The following is a 22,946-nucleotide window of genomic DNA, read 5'->3' on the forward strand; positions in this document are numbered from 1 at the left end:
TTCACTCCCGGTACTGGCATGAAAAATAGGCCGAAAGTAAGGCGCTTTCAACTTGAAAATGCTTACATAGTATGTTATATTCAGAGTGTGAAAAGCTGCTGTGGCTTAAAGAAATTCAGCCAGGAGTTCATAATTTCGTGTCGTCCGATCCATAATAATAACCGTGAGGTGATAGCAATGAATTCTCAAACGGTATATGCTGAGGGTAAAGATTCGATTGAAGTCCACTTAACGCCAGATGAAGCCCTTGCACTAACAGGTGTGGAATTTAACGGCAACCCTAAGATCAAGACAGATGCACAGCGTAAAATTCGCAGCGCATTCGAAAAAAAGACATTTGCCACAAGCTCAAACACAAAGTAGATCCTAATCTACCGGACAAGAATGAGCCTTAATTCCAAATATACACAACGAAGGAATTCCCCTGGATAGCTCATTTAAGAGCTGAGCCAGAGAATTCCTTTTTCTTTTTTACCTCAATCCCTTTACTTTTCGGGACAATTTCGGCACAATATTGCAAGTGACAGTTATCGTATAAGAGATAATCGGAGGAATACCTATGCGTTTACGCGGAAGAAAAGGAATACGTGAAAGTTTGGAAGAACAGACCGATCTAGTCATTCTTGACCCTCGGAGTTATAAAGGTGAGTGGTCTAAGCTGTTCGGAAATGATCATCCGATCCATGTGGAGTTCGGAATGGGCAAGGGACAGTTTATCAGCCAAATGAGCTTCAAATATCCCGATATTAATTTTATCGGCGTTGATATGTATGATGAGCTGATCCGCCGTGCTGGAGATAAGGCTAGAGCAGTATGGGAGCCGGCAGGTCATGAGACGCCGCCCAACCTGAAATTGGCACTCGCCAATATTGATTATGCAGAGGAAGTATTTGCTCCAGGAGAGCTGGAACGAATTTATCTTAACTTCAGTGATCCATGGCCGAAGAGTAAGCATGCTCGTCGTCGTTTGACACACCCGCGTTTTCTTGACAAATATCGGGGGCTGCTAAGCGACTTAGGTGAAATTCATTTGAAAACAGATTCTCGAAGCCTATTTGAATTCTCATTAAATGCATTTGCGGACTTTGGTCTACAGATGAAAAATATCTCGTTAGACCTACATGCGGACGGCATCATAAATGAGGATCATATTATGACGGAATACGAGACGAAATTTGTCGGACGTGGCGTGAATATCCATCGTTGTGAGGCCATTGTAGGTGCGGAAGCGCTCAAGCAGTATCAAGCTACCCGTTTGGACAAATATCGGTTGTAGTTACAAAGCACTACTCCAAAAGATGTGCTTCAATAATAAAGCGGCAGCCTCCAAGTGGTTTGGAGGCTGCCGCTTTTAAATTAACTATTCCAATAATTCGATAATGCTCTGAGCACATTGCAATGGGTGGTAACGGGCGATTTCCTCAAGATGAAGTTTTCGCTTATTCTGCACATCCTCGTAGTTGTTTAATAGACGTTCCATCCACATTACGACTACGTCTAAAGACTCTATCGGCTCTCCGAAACCTGCTGCGGTAAAATAGCGGCAATTCTCCTCCTCCTGCCCGGGCAGAGGGTTATAGAAAAGCATCGGTATTCCTTTAGCAAGCCCTTCACTGCAGGTCATTCCACCCGGCTTCGTGACGAGCAGATCGGACACCTCCATCAGCTTGTCAATCTCACGCGTAAAGCCGATCAAGGATATATTAGGATGATTATAACGTGAGTCTTCTTTCATTTCCTGAAGCAGTTCTTCATTCTTGCCGAGACAGAAAACAATCTGAATCTTCTCTCGCCATTCCGCCAGACAGGCATTTACAACCTGATCGTTCATGATCCCCCAGCCGCCGCCCATGACTAGTACCGTTGGCATATCCTTGAGATTGAATTGCTGTCGAATCTCCTGCTTTCCAGGATGCTGCCAAAAGTTAGGGTGTACGGGTATCCCAGTAACCTGAATTTTTGCAGAAGGAATGTTTCGCATACGCAATTTGGATTTAACCTCTGGTGTTGATACCAGATAACGGTCTACCTCTGGACTGATCCAACTGGCATGTGCGTCATAATCCGTTATAACAGTTACGAGTGGCATCTTTAGGGTAGGATCCACTCTCTTGAGACGAGATACTACAGCACCCGGAATGAAGTGTGTGCAGACAATAACGTCAGGTTTCAACTGTATAACAACATTTTTGGTATGCGTATAAAATATACGATGCAGGGCAAGCGTGGTAAGACGATTAAATGATTTCTGGTGACGGTAGACGTACCCCATCAGCTTTGGCTGAGTCGTTACCGTCTTACGGTAAGCAGACAAAATAATGGGTGCCATTTTGGGATTAAGGAAATTCCCAAGTTCTAGCACCTTCGTTTGTAAATTAGGTGACAGTTGGCGCAGACTGCTCGACAGCGCATAAGCTGCTTGAGTATGTCCTGCTCCAAAGCCTTCTGAGAGTATTAAAATTCTTTTTTTTTGCAATTTTGATTCACCTATTCTCAAAGGTTTTCCCGGTTTAACCATATATACTTCAGATCCATAAGGCTATAGTGCCCGCTGCAACACTGGTTCCGATCACTAAGCCTGCAAAGACATCAGATGGATAATGTAATCCCAGATAAATGCGTGAAAACCCGACAATACAGGCCAGCGGCAGCAGAATAACGGTCAAGGCAGGAAATGCTACCATATATGGGACCGTTGAAGCAAAGATAGCTGTAGTATGACCAGAAGGAAAGGAATGATCCTTTAATGGATTACGAAATGTGTTCGTATCCGGTAACGCCAGATAAGGCCGCATGCGTGGATACAGTTTTTTAGCGACAGCAACGGGCAAATGGCTAACAGCTAGAGCCGTCATTGCTTGCAGGCTAGCGGTTCTCCATGGCTGAGGAGCAAATGCCCATATCAGTATGTTGATAACAATTGTGCTTGTAGCTCCACCCAAATGAGTGAGATAGAAGAGCCAAAAGTTCAGAAAACGATTATGCATTCGACCGTTGATCCACTTAAAAAGGTGCCGCTCCCAGAGATGTAGCTTCATGAATAAATGTCTCATATCTTGTCCCTCCGCCAGTCGGCTACCGATAACAGGTGCTTATGAGCAGTCCGTTCTTTAGCATTAGATCTGTCTTAATCATACTTTTTAAAGGTAGTCCATTTCAAGGAAAAGCTCAGTTTTGCTAGAAATTTGCTAGTTTTGACTTAGAGCCGCTAACGCCGTACAATGATTCAAGCGGACTAAACATGTTTAAAAGGGTAAGAGATAAATAAGGATCCAAATAAATGGAATCCATACAATTCTTTTAAACAACACATATAAAAATTGTGAAGTCTGCCTAGAATAAGAATACTCTTGGTCTATTGTTAAGGGATGCAACAAAAGGGTCAGAAGGAACGTCAAGCAAGCTAGAGAGAAAAAAAAGAACACCGAGAGTGAAAAAAAGGGGGCATCAAAAGGTCATGACAGACGCACTGTTTGTTACGCTCCAAGTGATCTTGGCAGCAATCGCAGTATATCAGTTTACCTTTTCGTTATTTGGTCTGCACAAGAAAAAGACAAAGACAAAGTATAAGCCAGAAAAAACATTTGCAGTACTTGTTGCTGCACATAACGAGGAAGAAGTCGTCGGCGCGTTAATGGAGAACCTGAAGCAGCTTAACTATCCTTCAGAGCTGTTTGACGTATTTGTAATTTGTGACAATTGTACAGATGGCACAGCTCGCATCGTTAGAGAGCACGGAATGAACGCTTGTGTCCGTACTAACCCGAATCTACGTGGTAAAGGTTATGCCATTGAATGGATGCTCAAGGAGCTTTGGGGCATGCAGCGTCAATATGACGCAGTTGTAATGTTTGATGCCGATAATCTGGCACATACTGAATTCCTAATGGAGATGAATAATGATCTTTGTTCAGGAGCACGTGTTATTCAAGGTTATATTGACACCAAGAATCCAGAAGATTCCTGGATTACTGCAGCGTATGGTGTGTCGTATTGGTATATTAACCGTTTGTGGCAACTTTCACGCCATAATTTGAATATGGCGAACTTCCTTGGCGGAACAGGAATGTGTTTCGAGACCAATCTCCTTAAAGAGATGGGCTGGGGAGCTACAAGCTTGGTTGAGGATCTGGAGTTTACGATGCGCAGTGCATCTCATGGTGTATATCCTAAGTTCAACTATGACGCAAAGGTATTTGATGAGAAGCCTCTAACTTTCAAGGCCTCTTCAAGACAGCGTCTGCGCTGGATGCAAGGACACTTTACTGTAGCTCGTCGTTATTTTTTTCCATTACTTTGGCAAAGTATTAAAGAACGTAGCTTAACGAAGTTTGACCTTGCGCTTTACGGAGCAAATGTGTACATTGTTTTGCTCACCTTCTTGATGACGGCGGTAATGTGGGTGGATATGGCCCTCTTTAACGGACCGAATATTGCTAATATTTACGGCAGCTTGCCAGTCTGGCTCGGTTTCCTTGCGATCGGTTTGAATCTGGTGACCTTTGGGATTGCGATGGCTTTGGAGAAGGTTAAATTCAAGAAGGTGTACGCTTATCTGGTGTTCTTCCCAATTTACCTGATCTCTTGGTATCCAATTACGTTCTATGCGTTCTTTACGCAGAACAACAAGCAATGGAGCCATACCAAGCATACGCGTGTCGTAAGACTTGAAGAAGTGCAAAGCAAGCAGGTATAAGATATTTAAGAATATTGAATAAAAGAATTGACACTCCGTTTGGAGTGGTGTATAGTATTCAAGTACGCAAATCATAGGGATTGCAAGAAGAAGCACCTGCTTCTCACCTGACTGGCATATTCGCCGGCTGGTTTTGATCTCAATGCTTTATGAATGTTAATGTTCATGAACGTTGATCAAACACGGGGTGTCGGGTGTTACCGGCACCCCTTTTTTATGGAGTAAGGCAGTATAGTTGTTAAAAAGATCCGGAGGTGGAGAGTTATCAGTAAGGAACATATGATCAATGATGAAATTCGGGCCAAAGAGGTACGGTTGGTTGGTGCGGAAGGTGAACAAATCGGAATTAAACCGATCCGCGAAGCGTTGCAAATGGCGATCGATCTTAATCTAGATTTAGTCAATGTAGCACCACAGGCTAAGCCGCCGGTATGCCGCATCATGGATTACGGCAAGTTCCGTTATGAAACGCAGAAGAAAGAGAAGGAAGCCCGTAAGAACCAGAAGGTCGTTGATATCAAGGAAGTCTGGTTCCGTGCTAACATTGAGGAACATGATTATCAAACCAAGTTCCGCAATGTGATCAAGTTCTTGGGTGAAGGCGATAAAGTAAAGTGCTCCGTTCGTTTCCGCGGACGTGAGATTACACATGCGAATATCGGCCAGAAAATCCTCGAGCGTGTTAAGAACGAAGTGGCTGATATATCTGTTGTTGAGCGCCAGCCTAAGCTGGAAGGTCGCAGCATGATTATGATCTTGGCTCCTAAAGCCCAATAAATCTGGAGTCACTTGCTTACATGCAATTTGGCGCCGCATAATATTCAAGGAGGAAACACCATGCCTAAGATGAAAACACATAGCAGCCTGAAAGGCCGCTTCAAAATTACCGGAACTGGTAAAGTAACACGTTACAAAGCTCACAAAAACCACTTGCTGTCCCACAAATCTAAACGCGCTAAGCGCGTTCTGAACGGTAATCCAGTAATGGCCCCTGGGGATGTAAGACGTTTGAAACAAGGATTGGCTAACTTGAAATAGTTTATCACACATTTTTGGGAGGTTTATTAATATGGCAAGAGTTAAGGGCGGATTTGTAGTTCGTCGTAGACATAAAAAAGTATTGAAATTGGCAAAAGGTTATTTCGGTTCTAAACACCGCATTTTTAAAACAGCTAAAGAACAAGTAATGAAATCGATGGTTTACGCTTACCGCGACCGTCGTCAAACTAAACGTAACTTCCGCAGACTGTGGATCGTTCGTATTAATGCAGCAGCTCGTTTGAACGGTCTTTCTTACAGCAAGCTTGTATACGGCCTGAAATTGGCTGGTGTAGAAGTTAACCGTAAGATGCTGGCTGATCTGGCTGTAAATGATCTTAACGCATTCAACTCCTTGGCTGGTATTGCCAAAGAGAAAATCAACGCGTAAGTGTTGTAATATAATCGAAAAGCACCGCCTGCGTGTTGCCCATGCAGCGGTGCTTTTTTGTGTGGTATGAAGTATATAGAATGAGAGAAAGATTTCTCTGCCGTAAAAAAACGAGAAAAAAACTCTGCTTAATGCAGAGTTATTCCCAGTACTTTACAGTATTGAGCTCGGCAGCGAGCTTTTTACTGATGGTTCTTCTTACTTTACGTAGCTCAGAACGTTCATTAGCTGATTCGCTGATCAATTTCTCTTCATCGGTTTCTGGGATTATGGCAGGAACTGGAGTGGGAGTACCATCCTCTCCAACTGCAACAAAGGTAAGGAATGAAGTGGCAGCGACGGCGCGCTCACCCGTATATAAGTTTTCTGAAATGATCTTTACGAATACCTCTATGCTTGTACGTCCGGTCCAAGAAACGAAGGATTCGAAGCATACGGAGTCTGTAGGTCGGATGGGCCTCAAGAAGTCAACAGAGTCTGTAGAGGCTGTAACGACATTAGCACGGCAATGGCGCATAGCTGAGATGGAGGCTACTTCATCAATGCCGCTCATAAGCTTACCGCCAAACAATGTTTTGTGATTATTAACATCATTAGGGAAAACGCGTCCGGTTTTGAAGACACGGGATTCACGGCAATATTTAAAAGCCGGCATCGTTTGTGGATTTTTTTCATCGGTCATATCTGATAACTTCCTTTCAGTGCAAATACTAAGCAATCATAATAATAGAAAACACATAAGTGTGCAATAATATTTGTAATGTGTTGGAATACTATACAAAGTAAAATAAGGTTTTCTAACATCATTCAAACATGATGATAACATGTCGTGTCATGGAAAGCGGTTACTTACGAAAAAGTACAAATATTTATTGACCTGAGGTCATTTATGGACTGGATTTTAGATTTTATTGCAGTTATAATTTGATCTATGGAATGTCCAAGTAGAACACAGATGACATCCAATATTTTAAGGGGGATCACATTCAATGAAAAAAGTTTTCAAGCTATCTCTTGTAATGTTGCTGGCATTCACAGTAGTATTGGCCGGTTGCGGAAACAACAACGCTAAGAATGCTGCAAATGGCGAGACTAATGCAGGAACAAATGGCGGAACAAATGCCGCAAAATCTGATTTCAAATTTGGTATGGTTACTGACATCGGAGGCGTAAACGATAAATCGTTTAACCAATCCGCATGGGAAGCATTACAAGCTCTTGAAAAAGAAACAGGTTCTTCCGTTAAATATTTGCAAAGTAAATCAAACGCTGACTATGAGCCAAACCTTAACCAATTCGTTAAAGATGGCTACAACTTGACTTGGGGTATTGGTTTTGATCTTGGCGACGCAATTAAAAAGGTTGCTGGTGAGAACGCAAATGCTAACTTGGCAATTATTGATAGCGTTGTAGATGCTCCTAACGTAGCATCCGTTACTTTCTCTGAGAACGAAGGTTCCTTCTTGGTTGGTGTGGTTGCTGGTTTGACTACAAAAACTAACAAGGTAGCTTTTATCGGCGGTATGGAAAGCCCAGTAATCAAACGTTTTGAAGTAGGCTTTAAAGCTGGTGTATTAGCAGTTAAGCCTGACGCTAAAGTTACAATTACTTATGCAGGTGCATATGACAAACCAGATACTGGTAAATCTCTTGCCGCTACATTATATAACGATGGTAATGACATCATCTTCCCTGCTGCTGGTGCAACAGGAAATGGCGTATTTAACGAAGCTAAATCCCGTAACAAAGCTGGCGGTGCAAAAGTTTGGGTTATCGGTGTAGACAAAGACCAATCCATTGAATTTGGTACGGACGTAACTTTGACTTCCATGATCAAACGCGTTGACGAAGCTGTGAAGAAGGTTTCCAAAGAAGTAATCGATGGTACTTTCAAAGGTGGTACTACAACTGTTCTTGGTTTGAAAGACAATGGTGTAGGTATCTCTGATACATCTAAAGTTAACGTTTCTGAAGAGATCTTGGCTAAAGTTGAAGATTACAAAAAACAAATCATTGATGGAACAATTACAGTTCCTACCGAGTAAGATCTCCCTTTTATTTGTCGGATTACAATAAGCAACAAAGAATAAGGCCGGTTATGTGCTGGCCTTATTCCTTGTTAAAGCACTGGTTATGATAAGTTGGACACAGTTATACCGTCTTGAAAAGGGCGGTACATCCGTGTCTGCATGGTAGTTATATATTCTGTGATGAGGGTGATTCCATGAGTGCTGCGGCTCCTGTCGTAGAGTTGAAGCAAATCACAAAACGATTTCCTGGTATTGTTGCTAACGATTCCATTAGCTTGACCTTAAAAAAGGGTGAGATTCTTGCATTGCTCGGTGAGAATGGTGCAGGTAAATCAACCCTAATGAATATCGTGTTTGGATTGTATCAACCGGACGAAGGTAGTATTGAAATCGACGGGAAACCGGTTATAATTGATAATCCCAATAAAGCGATTGAGCTTGGTATTGGTATGGTGCATCAGCATTTCAAGCTCGTGGAACCTTTTACGGTTACCGAGAATATTGTTCTTGGGATGGAGCCGAAGAAAGGTCTTAAAATTGACTATAAATCCGCTGCGGAACAGGTTCGGAAGCTATCGGAGCAATATGGCCTGCAAGTGAATCCAAATGCCGTTATTCATGACATTTCTGTAGGTATGCAGCAAAGGGTAGAAATTATGAAGACCCTGTACCGCGGAGCGGATATTCTCATATTTGATGAGCCGACTGCAGTACTTACGCCTCAAGAAATTACGGAATTGATGGCGATTATGAAGCGGCTTGTTGCAGAGGGAAAATCTATTATCCTGATTACGCATAAGCTTAAAGAAATTATGCAAATATCTGATCGGGTCACCATTATTAGACGCGGAAAAGTAATCGATACCGTAAATACCGCAGAGACTAATCCGAATGAACTAGCTGAGAAGATGGTTGGACGTGGCGTAACCTTCAAGGTAGATAAGAAGGCTCCTGAGGTTGGCAAAACTGTACTCGAGCTAAAGGATGTGAACAGCAAGAGTAAAGACGGTGTCTCGGTGCTGGACGGTCTTAGCTTTGATGTGAAAGCCGGAGAAATTCTCGGAATAGCTGGTGTAGATGGCAATGGACAGAGTGAACTGATTCAGGCCATTACAGGTCTGCGTAAAATTGATTCTGGTTCTATTCAGGTGTCCGGGAACGAAATAGCTAATTTATCCCCGCGTAAGATTACGGAGATGAATGTGTCTCATATTCCAGAGGACCGTCATAAGCATGGTTTGGTGCTTGATTTCTCAGTAAGTGAGAACATGGTTCTGGAAACTTACTATAAGAGTCCATATAACAAAAATGGCTTTATGCAAAATGATGTCATTGATAAATATGCTGAAGGTCTTGTGGAGCAATTTGATGTGCGTACACCTTCAATTCAGACCAAAGCACGTTCTCTATCCGGCGGAAATCAACAGAAAGCGATTATTGCTCGGGAAATAGATAAAGATCCGACATTACTTATTGCAGCACAACCAACACGCGGTCTAGATGTTGGGGCTATCGAGTTTGTTCAAAAGCAGCTTATCGCACAGCGTGACCAAGGAAAAGCTGTATTGCTCATTTCGTTTGAATTGGACGAGATTATGAATGTATCAGACAGAATTGCTGTAATCTATGAAGGCAAAATTGTCGGTGAAGTGTTCCCGCAGGATACGAATGACCAGGAACTGGGTCTTATGATGGCAGGCAGCTTGAAGCGGGGAGGTAAGGCAGTTGAATAAGTTCAAAAAAATCTTCACAACTGACAGCTATATCGTTCCTCTTGTCGCCATCGTACTTGGTTTTCTTGTGGGAGCAATAGTTATGCTTATGGGTGGTTATGATCCGATAACTGCTTACTCCGCACTGTTCTCACGTGTATTTGGTAACTTGTACAACTTTGGTGAAGCCGTGCGCGAAATGACGCCATTAATGCTCACTGGTTTAGCCGTAGCCTTTGCATTCCGTTCAGGGATGTTTAATATCGGGGCAGACGGACAAGTGATGATTGGTATGACAGCTGCAACCGTGGTGGGCATTAAATTTGCAGCCTTGCCAGGATTCATATTGGTTCCGCTTGCTGTTATTATAGCAGGGTTATGTGGAGGTCTGTGGGCTGGTATCGCTGGCTACTTGAAGGCCAAACGTGGGATTAATGAAGTTATTACCACGATCATGTTAAACTGGGTTGCTCTGTACTTGTCGAATTATATTGTAAGAGCATTTCTTTTACTTCCGGGACAGAATCGTTCCGAGGATATTCCAGCTTCACTTTCTATGACGTTCTTGAATTCTTTATTTGACAATGCACGTCTGCACTGGGGAACAGCTATTGCCCTTGCCGCAGCAGTATTCTTCTATGTCTACTTATGGAAGACTAAGCAAGGATATGAAATGCGTGCTGTTGGTTACAATCCTCATGCTGCCGAGTACGCAGGTATGAATGTTGGCCGTAACGTTGTAAAAGCAATGTTCATAAGTGGAGTATTTGCAGGGTTGGCCGGAGCAGGGGAGGTACTGGGTGTATTCCATTATCAATCTGTGTTCGCGGCATCACCAGGATATGGTTTTGATGGTATCGCAGTGGCTCTACTTGGTTTAACACATCCACTTGGTGTTGTTCTTGCTGCGATTCTCTATGGTACGTTGACTTATGGTTCTGCAGGAATGAGTTTTGCTGCAGATGTTCCTCCAGAGCTTATTCGTATCGTTATAGGTTCAATCATATTCTTTATTGCGGCACAAGGGATTGTGCGCTGGGTGCTTAAGCCCTTTTACTTCAAGCGCAAGAAAGAGAAGGTGTTATAGATGGATCTGCAGACGTTAGGTCAACTGCTTAATACAACGCTTGTTTTTTCCACAGCGCTTATTTTTGCCTCACTTGGTGGCATCTTCTCTGAACGCTCTGGTGTCGTAAATATTGGACTTGAAGGTTTGATGATGTTTGGTGCTTTTGCCGCAGCAGTGGGCGGTTATTATGCTCAAGATGCTGGGATGGGTGAATGGGCTCCTTGGATTGGCGTACTATGTGCTATGGCCGTCGGGGTAATTGGTTCACTAATTCATGCAGTTGCAGCTATTACCTTTAAATCGGATCAGACGATCAGTGGTACGGTTATTAACTTTTTAGCCGCAGGCAGTACGCTCTACATGGTAAAGCTGCTGTTTGATGGATCTGCTGAAACTCCACTAATCGATGGGTTTAACAAGGTTTCAATTCCTGGACTCTCCAAAATCCCAGTGATCGGTGAAGGGATATTTAATTCCTATCCGACCACTTATCTGGCCATTGTGCTGGTTATTGTTATTTATTTCGTTTTGTTTAAAACGCCATTTGGACTGCGTTTACGCGCAGTAGGTGAACATCCTAGTGCTGCAGACACCTTAGGGGTCAAGGTGAAGCGGATGAGATATATCGGCGTAATGCTGAGTGGATTGCTGGCTGGTATCGGTGGTGCTACAATCACTCTAACTACAACCGGAACCTTTGGACATAATACGATTTCAGGTCAAGGTTTTATCGCTATTGCAGCGATGATCTTTGGTAAGTGGAATCCGCTTGGTGCCTTTGGCGCTGCTGTGTTCTTCGGATTCTCACAAGCGATCCGTAACTACGTACAATTGTTTGAATGGTCAAAGGACATTCCACAAGAGTTTATCTTTATGATTCCTTACGTATTAACGATCATTGTATTGGTGGGTGCTGTAGGTCGTTCCGCTGCTCCTAAGGCATTAGGTCAGCCTTACGATCCTGGTAAACGCTAGATCTTTTCGATTTTTTGCTTATATCATTATCAAGCCGTATTTCCGGACTTTTCCGGAGATACGGCTTTTTTTGTTAGGATCGGTATGGATAAACATTAAGAGGTAAGGGCAAGTGTACAGGCGAAGGTACTTTTGTGCGAATAAACTGTTTTGAAGATGGTGGGAATCAGAGGCATGCAAAACTTTTTGGAGGGGATATTATGACTAAGCCAGTTACGAAAAAGCAGGTTATGAGGCTCATAGGTAAACAGATCATCGCTGTGAAAAAAGATGGCACACAGGTTACAGGAAAGCTCCTTCGTGTATCAGGAAATCGTCTTATTTTGCAACGTGTAAGTGGTAAAAAAGTACAAACTAAAGCAATCATTCCATTAGTGTTGTTTGATTTGCTTGCCATTGGTACTGCCCCTTATGCTTATGGTGGAGGTTATGGCGGTGGCTATGGAGGAGGCTATGGTGGAGCTACACCTTATGGTGGCGGTTACGGATATGGAACTCCTTATGGAGGTTATGGGTACGGAGGCACACCATATTCACCTTTTGGATTCTTTTGAGTTCCGATAAGTGCTGCTTTGGCTAGGAGAATCGTTTCTCAAGCTCGTAACAAAAACTTAGCGATTGATAACGGGCTACGCTGTAGCCCAATTTTCGATAAAAGGCTAGCGCTGATGCATTCCCTAGATCGACAGATACCTTAGAACGATGACAACCGCGAGAAAGTGCAAATCTTTCTGCCCGATCCATAAGCATATTTCCCAAGTGTTTTCGCCGAGCATCTGGTGCAATGGCTAGCATATCGATGTAGAGTAAATCACCATGCAGCAAGAAATGGACAAACCCGTTTGGATCGCTTTCATAGTCGGGACAGGTGACAAGTGTGATTCCGTGTCCTAGACGACGGGGTAAATCCTTTTTGATTTTAGTGATTTCAGTTTGCGGCAGATGAGATAATGGAACGAGCTGTCGCTCGATTAAATCAAAAATAACAACGTCATCCTGCTTCGGTCGACGATAACGAATCATAGAGCGTCCCCTTTCCACGCATTGTCGTACATCATATGTTGGGAGAGGGGCAGGCGTTCCGAGAGGGTAGAAGCAGGAGTTGTGACGATTTTAAAAATAAGGGTATTGACTATCCGTGATAGGAATCATATAATGTGTCTAAACATTTTAACGAACATACATGTATCGGCAATGATGAGGACGAAGTTTTAAGGGCTCTTTTGCTCAGAGAGTGTGAGGATTTGCTGCAACCTCCACCGAAATCCCTTATATACGAGCTCACCTCGGAGCTGTTTCCCTGAAAGGTCCACTGGCTAGAGTGGTGGAATTATTAGGGGGAATCGTTTAGTCCGCGTTACGGACTTCAGGTTACAGAGATTAGGGCCCTTGCCTACATCGATGGATTTTTGTATACCTGATAAGGCGTTGCATCGCGAGATGTAATGCAAACATGGGTGGTACCACGGAAGATCAACCTTTCGTCCCTCACGCGCTAATACTGTGCGTGGGAGGCGGAAGGTTTTTTTGTTTTATAAATAACTATTTGCTGATGTATAGAGGACGGTCCGTCATTTGCATAATGAATGTTAAATATCGGAGGAGGAATACTGATGAGCGCGCAAATACCGGAATTACGGTCTACAGAGCAGCTAAAAGAAAAATGGATGGAGCCGGAAGTTATTACCGGTTCGGAAATACTACTCCGCAGCCTTGTATTGGAGGGTGTAGACACAGTATTCGGATATCCAGGTGGAGCTGTATTGTACATTTATGATGCATTGTACGGCTTTACGGATTTCAATCACGTGTTAACACGTCATGAGCAAGGAGCGATTCATGCAGCTGACGGTTATGCTAGAGCAAGTGGCAAACCAGGGGTGTGTATCGCAACCTCGGGTCCTGGCGCAACAAACCTTGTAACAGGTATTGCTACAGCATATATGGACTCCACTCCATTGGTCGTAATCACAGGTAACGTTTTCTCAAGCCTGATCGGTACAGATGCTTTCCAGGAAGCAGACATTACCGGAATCACGATGCCAATCACTAAACACAGCTACTTTGTAAGAGATGTTGAGGATCTCCCTCGCGTAATACATGAAGCTTTCCATGTGGCGAATACCGGTCGTAAAGGTCCAGTGTTGATCGATATACCGAAAGATGTGTCGGCAGCAAAGACGTTGTTCACACCAGTGAAGACCGTAAATCTTCGTGGCTACAACCCTTGTACAGTTCCAAACAAACTGCAGCTTGATAAACTGGTTCGTGCGATTGAGGTTGCTGAACGTCCGATTATCATTGCAGGTGGTGGAGTTATCTACTCTGGAGCACATGAGGCTATGTTCGAATTCGTGAAACGGACAGAGATTCCAATAACTACAACCTTGCTGGGACTTGGAGCCTTCCCAAGTGCTGAAGAGCTTTGGATGGGAATGCCAGGTATGCATGGCACATATACCGCAAACAATGCGATTCAGCAATGTGATTTGCTCATTAATATCGGTGCCCGCTTCGATGACCGTGTTACGGGTAGGCTGGACGGCTTCGCGCCAAAAGCCAAGATCGTGCATATCGATATCGATCCTGCAGAAATCGGAAAAAATGTATCGCCTGATATTCCGATCGTTGGAGATGTAAAAACTGTACTGGAAATGCTGATTCCTGAGGTTGGCCGTGCATCTAAGGCTGATGCTTGGAGAACGCATATCGCGCAGTCGAAGCTTGATCAGCCACTTCGGTATAAAGATTCGGAGACAGAGCTTAAACCACAATGGGTTATTGAAATGATTAATGACACCACTAATGGTGAAGCGATTGTTACTACGGACGTTGGCCAGCATCAAATGTGGGCAGCACAATATTACAAGTTCAATCATCCGCGTTCATGGATTACTTCAGGTGGTCTTGGAACGATGGGCTTCGGATTCCCATCAGCTATCGGTGCGCAAATGGCACATCCTGAACGGTTGGTAGTATCGATTAACGGGGATGGCGGTATGCAAATGTGTTCCCAAGAGCTGGCGATTTGTGCGATTAACAATATACCTGTCAAAATCGTTGTTATTAATAATCAAGTGCTTGGAATGGTTCGCCAATGGCAGAATCTTATCTATGACAAACGTTATAGCTATACAGACCTTGCAGGTAGTCCGGATTTCGTTAAGCTGGCTGAGGCCTATGGTGTAAAAGGTCTACGGGCGACGAATAAGGAAGAAGCACGTGATGCATGGCAGAAAGCTCTGGAAACACAGGGTCCAGTATTGGTAGAATTCGTTGTTCCAAAAGACGAGAATGTCTACCCGATGGTAACTCAAGGTTCAACCATCGATCATATGCTGATGGGGGATGAATAACAGTGACAAGACATACGATTTCTGTACTCGTAAATGACCAGCCAGGTGTGCTTCAACGGGTGTCAGGCTTGTTCGGTCGCCGTGGATTTAATATTGAGAGTATTACAGTCGGCCAGTCCGAAGAGGTTGGATTATCCCGGATGGTTATCGTTACTCTTGGCGACCAGCATACCCTTGAACAAATTGAGAAGCAGCTCTATAAGCTAATTGATGTTATCAAAGTTGTTGATCTTGGAGCTAAGCCAATGGTTGCACGCGAGCTGGCTCTGATTAAAGTGAATGCTGATCCAAGTGAGCGTCCGGAAATTTTGGGTGTAGTTGAGACTTTCCGTGCTTCAGTTGTCGATATCGGCAGCACCACTATACTGGTGCAGGTAGTTGGGGAGACACAGAAGATTGACGCGATGATCGAGCTCTTGAAGCCTTATGGAATCAGAGAGCTGTCTCGCACAGGTGTTACGGCTATGGTACGTGGCAACTCTTAAATAGTTTATTTTGCGACTTTAACGGATTACTGCTTGATTGCATTAATCTGATATGATATGAATGACATTCCCGCTAAAGAGCGGGAGCTTGAGGAGCAGCTTGATCTAATCGACGAATCCAGTTCTCTTGAAGCACCCGCTCTTTATGATGGGTCTCAAATTAAAGGAGGATATTGACAATGGCAGTTACAACGTACTATGAACAGGATGCAGAACTTAGTGTATTAAAAGGAAAGACAATTGCGGTAATCGGGTACGGTAGCCAAGGACATGCCCAAGCACAAAACCTACGTGACAGTGGTCTTCAAGTTGTCATCGGTCTTCGTGAAGGTAAATCTTTTGAAACTGCGAAAAATGACGGTTTTGAAGTATTGCCAGTAGCTGAAGCAGTATCCCGTGCAGATGTTGTGCAAATCTTAATGCCAGATGAAACTCAAGCATCCGTATATAAAAATGAAGTGGAACCAAACCTCAAAAAAGGCGCAGCTTTGATGTTCTCCCACGGCTTTAACGTACACTTTGGACAAATCGTTGCTCCTAAAGATGCGGACGTGCTGCTCGTAGCACCAAAATCTCCAGGTCACATGGTTCGTCGTACTTATGTTGAAGGCTTCGGCGTTCCTGGCTTGATTGCAATCGAACAAGATGCAACAGGTAAAGCGAAAGAAATCGGTCTTGCTTATGCAAAAGGTATTGGTTGTACACGTGCAGGAGTTATCGAAACTTCTTTCCGCGAAGAAACCGAAACCGACTTGTTCGGCGAACAAGCAGTACTTTGTGGTGGTGTATCCGCACTGATCAAAGCTGGATTCGAAACTTTGACAGAAGCAGGCTATGCTCCTGAAATGGCTTACTTCGAATGTCTGCACGAATTGAAACTGATCGTTGACATGGTATACGAAGGCGGATTGTCCAGCATGCGCGATTCCATCAGTAACACTGCGGAATACGGTGACTATGTAACTGGACCACGCATTGTAACTGAAGATACTAAAAAAGCAATGAAAGCTGTTCTGACAGATATTCAAGAAGGTAAATTCGCTCGTGACTTTATCCTTGAGAACCAATCCGGACGTGCTTTCCTTACCGCTACTCGCCGCAACGAAGCTGCTCACCCAGTAGAAGTTGTAGGTAGCCAATTGCGTGAAATGATGCACTGGATTAAGAAATAATCATAATCATACTTATGATTAAATAGTATTACCTTCAAATGCGGCCGTGACTTTGCGAGCCGCATTTGAGAGTTTTAGCACAATTTTTGGGAGGTGCTTAGCATGCGGAAAATTTATGTGTTCGATACGACACTGCGAGATGGAGAGCAGTCACCAGGTGTGAACCTCAACACGCGTGAGAAAGTGGAGATCGCTTACCAGTTAGAGAAGCTGGGAATTGATCGCATGGAAGCGGGTTTTCCTGCAGCTTCTCCAGGTGATCTAGCTTCTGTTAATGCGGTGGCAAGAGCTGTGAAGAACGTCACGGTAATCGGCCTTTCTCGTTCTAGAGAGACAGATATTGATGCTGTAAAAGAAGCACTACAGGGAGCGCAGGACCCTTGTATTCATATTTTTCTAGCTACATCTCCTATTCACCGGCAGCATAAGCTGCGGATGGATAAGGCTCAGGTGTTGGAAACTGCACAGTCTGCTATCCGATACGCTAAGAAATATTTCCCTAAGCTCGAGTTTTCATTAGAAGACGCGGGCCGTACGGAGTATGATTTCATGGCTGAAATGGTCGGCATGGCTATCCGGGAAGGGGCTAATGTTGTTAATATCCCGGATACTGTAGGTTATTTGAATCCTTCTGAGTACGGAGCTATCTTTAAATATCTAAAAGAGAATGTGCCTGATATTGAACGCGTACAGCTTAGTGCTCATTGTCATAACGACCTTGGCATGGCTACGGCCAATACGTTAGCCGCGATTCAGAATGGTGCAGATCAGATCGAAGGAACGATCAACGGTATCGGTGAACGTGCCGGGAACACAGCGATTGAAGAAGTGGCATTGGCGCTGGAGACACGCGCTGAATTCTTTGGCGCAAAAACTTCCTTAACTTTGTCCGAGATTTCTCGCACAAGTCGCTTGGTCAGCAAGTTGACAGGTATGGTAGTCCCAGGGAATAAGGCGATTGTAGGAGCTAATGCATTTGCTCATGAATCGGGTATTCACCAGGACGGAATGCTGAAAGAGAAAACCACTTATGAGATCATGACACCGGAGACCATTGGACTTAAAGAGAGCAAACTGGTACTTGGTAAGCACTCTGGACGCCATGCTTTCCGCGATAAGTTAAGTGATCTAGGGTATGATTTATCTGAAGAAGAGCTTAATACAGCTTTTTCAAGGTTTAAAGACTTGGCGGATAAGAAAAAAGAAGTGTCGGATGAAGATATTTTGGCATTAATTGAAGAGAAACTAATTGATACGCCAGAAGTATTCAGACTTCAGACGATTTACGTTACTTACGGTAATAAAGCTGTTCCAACTGCTAAGGTGATTATCGATGGTCCGGAAGCGGAGCCTATTGTAGCAGAGGCAGAAGGCAATGGTTCTGTAGATGCCATCTACAATGCTATTGATAAAGCCACGGGTGAGGAAGTTACCCTTGGGGACTATTCCATTAAATCCGTCTCCCGTGGTAAAGATGCACAGGGCGAGGTTCATGTAGTACTGTCGCAGGGTGAAGTTGCTGCACAGGGTCGTGGACTTAGCACCGATATTCTGGAAGCGAGTGCCCGTGCTTATGTTGATGCGCTTAACAAGCTTCTAGAGAAGCGTAAAACTTACACCAAACGTGACCACGCAAGTATATAAAATGTACATTGTATTTTTTATTTTTTAAGTAGTATTACGCTTACTATTAAGATCTAGAAGAGAATGCATGAGATACGACAGGGATATGCGACTTTACATCGCATATCCCTGTTTTTTTATTTGGAAGAAAAAGTATGGAAAAGACTTGTACAGGACTCTGTTCAGATTATGTATAGATGCATTATTTACAATAGATGTAAGCATGGCGATTAGTAGAAGGAGAAAAAATCAAGGAGGTCACTGCAGAGTATAAGAGTATAAGAGCATAAGAGCATAAGAGTACAAGATCCAAAGTATAGAACTTGAGAAAGCACAATAAACGAATTGAAAAGGAGGCATTTTAATAATGTTATCAAAAAAGAAAATAAGCGCATGGCTCATAGTATTATTACTTGTGACGCAGTGGGCTTATAGCTTTGGCTTCGGGTTCAATACGCCAGCATATGCGAGTGGAAATGGCAATAATACTGTAATTAGTGAAGATCTCATTACTAATGTAACGCTAGCTGTATACACCGATGACAAATACACCAGTACGGTGACTGGAAGTGTATATGAGCTTGATTCCAATACGGAATTGAACTATACATGGGCACTTCCCGATGGGCATGGTTATAAGGATGGGTCAACCTTTACGTTTGATCTTCCTACACAGTTTGAACTTTATAACGACCTGAATGGTAATCTCATTTTTGATGATGAGCCTATTGGAACTTATACAGTCGACAAAAATACAAACAAAGTTGTATTTACATTTAACGAGTATATTGAATCCCACTTTCAAGTGGGGGGGACCTTTACAGTAAGATCGCTTTTGAGCTCTAAAAAAATTACAGGCTCCACGAATCAGACGCTGACATTTCCAATACAGGGTGGTACCCAGACGATTGAACTTAATCTCAAGCCCAAGGTCAGTTCTTTGATAGAAAAAAATGGGGTGCCTAAGCCGCAGTATTATAATCCAACTAGCATCGCATGGACCGTTGATGTGAACAAGTCACTAGACAGTATTAACAATGCGGTGGTTACGGATAAGCTTCCTGCGGGATTGTCACTAAATACGGTATCTATTGCTGTTTATGAGCTTAATGTGAATGTTGATGGGACTGCGAGTACTGGTAGTTTGGTGAATAGCAGCAAGTATGATGTGTCGGGTTCTTCTTCAGGTGAGCTTAACCTGAAATTCACTGACAAGCCAATTACTAAGGCTTACCGAATCGGATTTTCTACAGATATTACCGGTACTGGTGTAGATGCAACAACATTTAACAATGAGGCTGTATTAACGGGTGACGGAATTTCTAAGAAAGATGATGCTACGGTTACAGTAGGGCGCGGTAAACCGCTGTCTAAAGAAAAAACAAAATACGATGAAGCAACTCAGACGATTTCTTGGGCTGTAAATTTCAATTACAATGAAAAAACAATTTTAGCTGCAAATGCTGTATTGAATGATTTATTTAACAATACACAAGATCTAATTCCTACCTCTGTTAAAGTCTATCCTGTTACTATCGACGGTAATGGAAATGGAATTAAGGGGGCTGTAGAACTTGCGTCTAGCGAATATACGGTAACTCCAACGACGGCAACGGGGTTAAATGGTTTTGACCTGAAATTCAACAATGATATCCATTCAGCGTATCGAATTGAGTATCAGACCAAGGCTAATGGCAGAGTATATGATGATACTACGATTACGAACAAAGTGACTTATAACGGAGAGACTAAACCGGCTACAAATGATATTAAGCAGCACATTCTTCATAAAACCTATAGCAATGTGAATTATGCGAATAAAACAGTTGATTGGACCATTCAAATCAACGACGATAGTGTAACTATGGATGATCTGGTGGTAAAGGATACTTTCGGCAATGCTGGACTGAAGCTTATTAAAAGCACATTGAAGGTTAAGCCGACAAATGGTGGAGCTGCAACCGTTTATGACGTTACTTACAATATTAATGATCCAGTTACTGTAAATGATGGTTTTGTAATTACTTTTAAAGCTCCAATATCCGAACCATACACAATTACTTATACAACAAGCTTTAATTATGATTGGCTGGCTCCTAAGAAAGATAAATTCTCCAATACAGCTGCACTCACATGGAAAGAGAATGGCAAGCCGAAGAGCAAAGAAGTTACCACAACCTTCGATCCAAGAGCTGAAGTGAAGAATAATGGTAAAAAGAGTGGTTCTTACAATGCTGTAACGAAGGAAATTACCTGGAACGTTGGCGCTAATTATAATCAGAAAACGTTAAATAATGCTGAACTAATTGATACCATTCCGGCTGGCATAGTTGTCAATAAGGCTTCTGTAAAAGTATACAAATGGGAGTATGGTGCAAACGGAAATCCATCTCCAGGAGCTGATGTGGATCCCAAAGATTATGAAGTGACGCTTACTGCTACTGAACTTAAGGTAACATTTAGCAAAGCTATTAATTATGCGTTCTATGTTACTTTCAAAACTACGTTTGCTGACCAAGCGATTGATTCAAACAATATTACCAATACAGCTATTCTCTATGACGGGAATACAAAAGAGTCCGCAGAGCTGAAAGCTTCTGTTAATGTCCCTCAAGGTGGGGAATACGTTAATAAAACTGGTTCCCAGAATGGTAATAAGATTAATTGGACAATTAATATCAACCGTAACCAATCTTTTGTAAAAGAGGCTGTAATTACGGATATTCCGAGTGACAATCAAATCCTCTTGTCCAATACATTCCATGTCTATAAAACGACAGTTTCAAGTGATGGGACTGTAAAAGAGACTACTCAAGAACTGATTAGAGATACGGACTATAAGCTGGAGATTACTACAGATATCGACGGAAAGGAAAGCTTTAAGCTTAGTTTCCTAAAAGATATCTCAGAGGCGTACATTTTGAAATATGACTCTTTGATCACAGCAAATCACAATGATAAAGTTACTAATAAGGTTAAATTCGATGGTAAAAACATCAAGGTCGTTCCACATGAATCTAGCAATGAAATTACTGTTAAGCTCTCTAGCGGTTCCGGCACAGGGAGTGGTGTAAGAGGTCCATTAACGATCACGAAGGTAGATGATACTGATAATAAAAAGCTGCTAAGTGGAGCTGTATTTGATCTCTATCGTGTCATTGATAAGGACAAGGTCTGGATTAAGGAAGGGACCACGGGTGCAGATGGGGTACTTGAATTTACCAAGCTACCAGGTGGCAAATATGTATTGATTGAAAAAAAAGCACCAGCTGGGTATGTTCTTAATCCAACACCACTTGAAGTGGATATTAGTACAACGGCAGGATTTAAGGTAACGATTACCAATAAACTCCCAACGCCGACAGCAACACCGACGCCGACAGCAACACCGACGCCGACAGCAACACCGACGCCGACAGCAACACCGACGCCGACAGCAACACCGACGCCGACAGCAACACCGACGCCGACAGCAACACCGACGCCGACAGCAACATCGACGCCGACAGCAACACCGACGCCGACAGCAACGCCAACGCCGACAGCAACGCCGACAGCAACACCGACGCCGACAGCAACACCGACAACAACGCCGACGGAAACACCTGTGTCGACAGTAACACCTACGTCGACGCCAGACAATCCAATTTTCCCTGTGTCGACCCCGACGTCAATACCGGGATTAATCGTTACGGCTACTCCATCCGCAACACCTGTGGTGGCGACACCAACAGTAACACCAACAGTAACACCAACTATTACGTCGGTGCCAACTAGTACGCCTATTGTTCCGAAGGTGACGCCACCTGTAGAGAAACTGACTACAGATGAGGAAGTTCCTCTTGAAGGTGAAATACCACTTGGGGGCGTGCCGAGTGTCGGTGAAAAGCCAGATCATGGTAAGGTGACAATTACTAAGGATGGCAAGTGGATTTATACACCAGATCCAGGCTTCATTGGCAAAGACAAGTTCACGATCATTGTGACGGATGAGAATGGAAATGAAGAAGAGATTGAGATCGAGATTGATGTCGAGGAAGTACCGACAGGTACTGTGAAAGAACCAGGGGATAACAGCAATAAACCAACAGAGCTTCCGAAAACGGGAGAAGACAGTGCACTTCCTATTTACTTAGTAGGTGGAGGTCTAGTTCTTGTGGGATTTGTGTTAGCTCGAAGATTTAAACGAAGTAATTAATATATCGTAATAATAAGGGTGCTGTCCCGGCACTCAACACCCATACGATAAAAGTCAACGGAGCAAGGCTCCTCCTGTTATTGGAGGAGCCTTGCTTTTTTTTGGTCTATGGCTACTCGTTTCATAACCTTCTTCACTTACTACCCAACTTCCAACGAAGTGAACCTTGACGAAAATGGGATTTTCACTCATTATTCGTAA

The 22,946-nt window shown here is 43.3% G+C and carries 20 protein-coding genes and 1 other annotated feature; of the genes, 16 read left to right on the forward strand and 4 right to left on the reverse strand.

Translation table 11 applies throughout. The features are described from left to right. Positions 1-177 precede the first annotated feature (177 nt). A complete protein-coding gene (locus MKY19_RS06455) occupies positions 178-363 on the forward strand; it encodes a hypothetical protein (RefSeq protein ID WP_042125061.1) in 186 nt (61 codons plus the stop codon). Between the two features lie 196 nt (positions 364-559). Next, positions 560-1,276: a tRNA (guanosine(46)-N7)-methyltransferase TrmB gene (gene trmB / locus MKY19_RS06460; RefSeq protein WP_036679523.1), complete on the forward strand. Its 717-nt coding sequence runs from the start codon at positions 560-562 to the stop codon at positions 1,274-1,276. A gap of 84 nt (positions 1,277-1,360) precedes the next feature. On the opposite strand, the gene MKY19_RS06465 is transcribed toward trmB, so the two are convergent. After that, positions 1,361-2,476, reverse strand: coding sequence for a glycosyltransferase (locus tag MKY19_RS06465; RefSeq protein WP_339801338.1), 1,116 nt, complete (start codon positions 2,474-2,476; stop codon positions 1,361-1,363). A gap of 49 nt (positions 2,477-2,525) precedes the next feature. After that, positions 2,526-3,053 (reverse strand): phosphatase PAP2 family protein, encoded by a 528-nt coding sequence (locus MKY19_RS06470; RefSeq protein WP_042185706.1) that lies wholly within the window; start codon positions 3,051-3,053, stop codon positions 2,526-2,528. Between the two features lie 404 nt (positions 3,054-3,457). Between MKY19_RS06470 and MKY19_RS06475 the strand changes: the two genes are divergently transcribed. The 4 genes from MKY19_RS06475 (at position 3,458) to rplT (ending at position 6,125) form a co-directional block, all read left to right on the forward strand. Beyond that, positions 3,458-4,696, forward strand: a complete 1,239-nt coding sequence (locus tag MKY19_RS06475; protein WP_042185708.1) for a glycosyltransferase family 2 protein — start codon at positions 3,458-3,460, stop codon at positions 4,694-4,696. Between the two features lie 78 nt (positions 4,697-4,774). Continuing rightward, positions 4,775-4,919, forward strand: a sequence feature (ribosomal protein L20 leader region). A 56-nt stretch (positions 4,920-4,975) separates the two neighbouring features. Further along, positions 4,976-5,473 carry a translation initiation factor IF-3 gene (gene infC, locus MKY19_RS06480; protein WP_036679510.1) on the forward strand — a complete coding sequence of 166 codons (498 nt, stop codon included), beginning with the start codon at positions 4,976-4,978 and terminating at the stop codon, positions 5,471-5,473. 60 nt (positions 5,474-5,533) lie between these two features. Further along, the gene (gene rpmI, locus MKY19_RS06485) at positions 5,534-5,734 is read left to right on the forward strand and encodes a 50S ribosomal protein L35 (protein ID WP_036679507.1); all 201 of its coding nucleotides are present in this window, start codon (positions 5,534-5,536) and stop codon (positions 5,732-5,734) included. Positions 5,735-5,765: 31 nt separating this feature from the next. Continuing rightward, a complete protein-coding gene (rplT, locus tag MKY19_RS06490) occupies positions 5,766-6,125 on the forward strand; it encodes a 50S ribosomal protein L20 (protein ID WP_042125073.1) in 360 nt (119 codons plus the stop codon). Between the two features lie 139 nt (positions 6,126-6,264). On the opposite strand, the gene MKY19_RS06495 is transcribed toward rplT, so the two are convergent. Continuing rightward, positions 6,265-6,807: an acyl-CoA thioesterase gene (locus MKY19_RS06495; protein WP_042185711.1), complete on the reverse strand. Its 543-nt coding sequence runs from the start codon at positions 6,805-6,807 to the stop codon at positions 6,265-6,267. Positions 6,808-7,114: 307 nt separating this feature from the next. On the opposite strand from MKY19_RS06495, the gene MKY19_RS06500 reads away from it, so the two are divergent. The 5 genes from MKY19_RS06500 (at position 7,115) to MKY19_RS06520 (ending at position 12,465) form a co-directional block, all read left to right on the forward strand. Next, the gene (locus MKY19_RS06500; RefSeq protein WP_042185713.1) at positions 7,115-8,170 is read left to right on the forward strand and encodes a BMP family ABC transporter substrate-binding protein; all 1,056 of its coding nucleotides are present in this window, start codon (positions 7,115-7,117) and stop codon (positions 8,168-8,170) included. 179 nt (positions 8,171-8,349) lie between these two features. Beyond that, complete coding sequence (locus MKY19_RS06505) at positions 8,350-9,888, forward strand: ABC transporter ATP-binding protein (protein ID WP_042125080.1); 1,539 nt, start codon at positions 8,350-8,352, stop codon at positions 9,886-9,888. Beyond that, positions 9,881-10,954, forward strand: coding sequence for an ABC transporter permease (locus MKY19_RS06510; protein WP_042125082.1), 1,074 nt, complete (start codon positions 9,881-9,883; stop codon positions 10,952-10,954). The genes MKY19_RS06505 and MKY19_RS06510 overlap by 8 nt, the downstream gene beginning before the upstream one ends. Then, positions 10,955-11,911 carry an ABC transporter permease gene (locus tag MKY19_RS06515; RefSeq protein WP_042125085.1) on the forward strand — a complete coding sequence of 319 codons (957 nt, stop codon included), beginning with the start codon at positions 10,955-10,957 and terminating at the stop codon, positions 11,909-11,911. 200 nt (positions 11,912-12,111) lie between these two features. After that, the gene (locus MKY19_RS06520) at positions 12,112-12,465 is read left to right on the forward strand and encodes a hypothetical protein (protein ID WP_042125087.1); all 354 of its coding nucleotides are present in this window, start codon (positions 12,112-12,114) and stop codon (positions 12,463-12,465) included. 22 nt (positions 12,466-12,487) lie between these two features. Here MKY19_RS06520 and MKY19_RS06525 read toward each other — a convergent pair whose 3' ends face one another. Further along, complete coding sequence (locus MKY19_RS06525) at positions 12,488-12,934, reverse strand: GNAT family N-acetyltransferase (RefSeq protein WP_339801347.1); 447 nt, start codon at positions 12,932-12,934, stop codon at positions 12,488-12,490. A 590-nt stretch (positions 12,935-13,524) separates the two neighbouring features. Between MKY19_RS06525 and ilvB the strand changes: the two genes are divergently transcribed. The 5 genes from ilvB to MKY19_RS06550 all read left to right on the forward strand — a co-directional run bounded on the left by ilvB (position 13,525) and on the right by MKY19_RS06550 (position 22,745). Beyond that, the gene (ilvB, locus tag MKY19_RS06530; RefSeq protein WP_339269428.1) at positions 13,525-15,267 is read left to right on the forward strand and encodes a biosynthetic-type acetolactate synthase large subunit; all 1,743 of its coding nucleotides are present in this window, start codon (positions 13,525-13,527) and stop codon (positions 15,265-15,267) included. Beyond that, positions 15,264-15,752 carry an acetolactate synthase small subunit gene (ilvN, locus tag MKY19_RS06535; RefSeq protein WP_170880323.1) on the forward strand — a complete coding sequence of 163 codons (489 nt, stop codon included), beginning with the start codon at positions 15,264-15,266 and terminating at the stop codon, positions 15,750-15,752. Before ilvB ends, ilvN begins: the two co-directional genes overlap by 4 nt. A gap of 179 nt (positions 15,753-15,931) precedes the next feature. Beyond that, on the forward strand, positions 15,932-16,924 hold the full coding sequence (gene ilvC / locus MKY19_RS06540) for a ketol-acid reductoisomerase (RefSeq protein WP_036679485.1): 993 nt from the start codon (positions 15,932-15,934) through the stop codon (positions 16,922-16,924). Positions 16,925-17,026: 102 nt separating this feature from the next. After that, the gene (locus MKY19_RS06545) at positions 17,027-18,568 is read left to right on the forward strand and encodes a 2-isopropylmalate synthase (protein WP_339801351.1); all 1,542 of its coding nucleotides are present in this window, start codon (positions 17,027-17,029) and stop codon (positions 18,566-18,568) included. A gap of 346 nt (positions 18,569-18,914) precedes the next feature. Further along, the gene (locus MKY19_RS06550) at positions 18,915-22,745 is read left to right on the forward strand and encodes a collagen binding domain-containing protein (protein ID WP_339801354.1); all 3,831 of its coding nucleotides are present in this window, start codon (positions 18,915-18,917) and stop codon (positions 22,743-22,745) included. Positions 22,746-22,946 lie beyond the last annotated feature (201 nt).

Source organism: Paenibacillus sp. FSL R5-0744 (assembly GCF_037972555.1).
Lineage (GTDB): Bacteria > Bacillota > Bacilli > Paenibacillales > Paenibacillaceae > Paenibacillus_AQ.

Excerpts from the sequence above, each read along its gene's own strand:
- MKY19_RS06455 (WP_042125061.1), top strand. The coding sequence starts at position 178 with ATGAATTCTCAAACGGTATATGCTGAGGGTAAAGATTCGATTGAAGTC.
- trmB (WP_036679523.1), top strand. The coding sequence starts at position 560 with ATGCGTTTACGCGGAAGAAAAGGAATACGTGAAAGTTTGGAAGAACAG.
- MKY19_RS06470 (WP_042185706.1), bottom strand. The coding sequence starts at position 3,053 with ATGAGACATTTATTCATGAAGCTACATCTCTGGGAGCGGCACCTTTTT.
- MKY19_RS06475 (WP_042185708.1), top strand. The coding sequence starts at position 3,458 with ATGACAGACGCACTGTTTGTTACGCTCCAAGTGATCTTGGCAGCAATC.
- infC (WP_036679510.1), top strand. The coding sequence starts at position 4,976 with ATGATCAATGATGAAATTCGGGCCAAAGAGGTACGGTTGGTTGGTGCG.
- rpmI (WP_036679507.1), top strand. The coding sequence starts at position 5,534 with ATGCCTAAGATGAAAACACATAGCAGCCTGAAAGGCCGCTTCAAAATT.
- rplT (WP_042125073.1), top strand. The coding sequence starts at position 5,766 with ATGGCAAGAGTTAAGGGCGGATTTGTAGTTCGTCGTAGACATAAAAAA.
- MKY19_RS06495 (WP_042185711.1), bottom strand. The coding sequence starts at position 6,807 with ATGACCGATGAAAAAAATCCACAAACGATGCCGGCTTTTAAATATTGC.
- MKY19_RS06500 (WP_042185713.1), top strand. The coding sequence starts at position 7,115 with ATGAAAAAAGTTTTCAAGCTATCTCTTGTAATGTTGCTGGCATTCACA.
- MKY19_RS06505 (WP_042125080.1), top strand. The coding sequence starts at position 8,350 with ATGAGTGCTGCGGCTCCTGTCGTAGAGTTGAAGCAAATCACAAAACGA.
- MKY19_RS06515 (WP_042125085.1), top strand. The coding sequence starts at position 10,955 with ATGGATCTGCAGACGTTAGGTCAACTGCTTAATACAACGCTTGTTTTT.
- MKY19_RS06520 (WP_042125087.1), top strand. The coding sequence starts at position 12,112 with ATGACTAAGCCAGTTACGAAAAAGCAGGTTATGAGGCTCATAGGTAAA.
- MKY19_RS06525 (WP_339801347.1), bottom strand. The coding sequence starts at position 12,934 with ATGATTCGTTATCGTCGACCGAAGCAGGATGACGTTGTTATTTTTGAT.
- ilvB (WP_339269428.1), top strand. The coding sequence starts at position 13,525 with ATGAGCGCGCAAATACCGGAATTACGGTCTACAGAGCAGCTAAAAGAA.
- ilvC (WP_036679485.1), top strand. The coding sequence starts at position 15,932 with ATGGCAGTTACAACGTACTATGAACAGGATGCAGAACTTAGTGTATTA.
- MKY19_RS06545 (WP_339801351.1), top strand. The coding sequence starts at position 17,027 with ATGCGGAAAATTTATGTGTTCGATACGACACTGCGAGATGGAGAGCAG.
- MKY19_RS06550 (WP_339801354.1), top strand. The coding sequence starts at position 18,915 with ATGTTATCAAAAAAGAAAATAAGCGCATGGCTCATAGTATTATTACTT.